The sequence below is a fragment of the Methylobacterium sp. WL18 genome, assembly GCF_008040015.1.
Classification (GTDB): Bacteria; Pseudomonadota; Alphaproteobacteria; order Rhizobiales; family Beijerinckiaceae; genus Methylobacterium; species Methylobacterium mesophilicum.
Window position 1 is genome coordinate 1 of the sequence record NZ_VRVD01000923.1, and the last position, 1,402, is coordinate 1,402.

Below are 1,402 nucleotides of genomic sequence, written 5' to 3' on the forward strand. Positions count from 1 at the left end.
GCGGAACGCGGCCTCGCGGCGGCCCTCCGCCTCCAGGATCGCCGATTGCTTGCGCCCCTCGGCCCGCAGGATCTCGGCGGCCCGCTGGCCCTCCGCCTCCAGGATCGAGGCGCGCTTCTCGCGCTCGGCCTTCATCTGCCGGGCCATGGCGCCGGCGAGGTCGGCCGGCGGCACGATGTCCTTGATCTCGATCCGGTTGATCTTGACGCCCCAGGGCGAGGCCGCCGCGTCCAGCACCCGCAGCAGGCGCTCGTTGATCTCGTCCCGGTGGGCGAGGAGCTGGTCGAGATCCATCGAGCCGACCACGGTGCGGATGTTGGTCATGGTCAGGGTGGTCATGGCCAGATCGAGGTTCGAGACCTCGTAGGAGGCGCGGGCCGCGTCGAGCACCTGGTAGAACACCACCGCGTCGATCGTGACGCCGGCATTGTCGCGGGTGAAGGCCTGCTGGCTCGGGACGTCGACCACCTGCTCCATCACGTTCACCCGCCGGCCGACGCGCTCGACGAACGGGATGATCAGGCCGAGGCCCGATTCGAGGGTGCGGTTGTAGCGGCCGAACCGCTCGACCGTGAAGACGTGGCCCTGCGGGATCATCTTCACGCCGGCCGCCAGCGTGACCACCGCCAGCGCCGCCGCGCCGAGCGCGAACGTGCTCAGACCGATCGTGAGATCCATGAAGCCCCTCCCCGGCCGCACGGCGTCGACGGGCGGCTCAGATGCCAGCGTACCAGCTGAACCCGAGGCCCGCGACCATGCTGCCGCGGCCGTGGCCGATGCCGTCGACGCGGTCCACAGCCTCGATGCTGGCGAGGTATTTCAAGGACTTGTAGCCGAGCTGGCGCTCAACCCGGAGGCGAACCGGGGCGCCGTGGGCCACCGGCAGGTCGGCGCCGTTCATGCCGTAGGCCAGGATGGTCTGCGGGTGCAGGGCGTCGAACAGGTCGTAGCTGTCCCACCAGCCGTCGACGCTGCGAATCACCACGTAGCGCGCCTCCGGGCGCATCCCGGCGGCGGCGAGCACCAGGGACAGCGGCACGCCGGTCCACTGGCCGATCGCCGACCAGCCCTGCTCGCAGGAATGGAGCGTGATCTGCGTGCGCGCCGGCATCGCCTTCAGCGCGGCGAGCGAGAACGCCCCAGGCCGCTCGACGAGGCCCGTGACCGGCAGGCGCCAATCCGAGAAGCCCTGCGCCTTCGAGCGGCGATAGGCCGGGTCGTCGGGGTCGGTGGTGTTGATGGTCGGGAACACCGCCGAGATCGCCTCGGGGCGGAATTCCCGGGCGAGCGGCTGGCGCGCCAGCAGCAGGCGCTGCCCCGCGAAGGTCAGCCAGTCGCTCAACCCGTAGGGATTGGGGCGCAGCTGCGGCGCGCCGGGATCGCAGCCGCCGACGAGGCCGGC

Annotated in this window: 2 protein-coding genes; both read right to left on the reverse strand. The window is 71.4% G+C overall.

Features of this window, described 5'->3' with window-relative positions; genetic code table 11:
- Positions 1-678 (reverse strand): SPFH domain-containing protein (locus FV228_RS29750; RefSeq protein ID WP_147857730.1); only part of this gene is annotated, 678 nt, incomplete at its 3' end.
- A gap of 37 nt (positions 679-715) precedes the next feature.
- Positions 716-1,402 (reverse strand): molybdopterin-dependent oxidoreductase (locus FV228_RS29755; protein ID WP_147857731.1); only part of this gene is annotated, 687 nt, incomplete at its 5' end.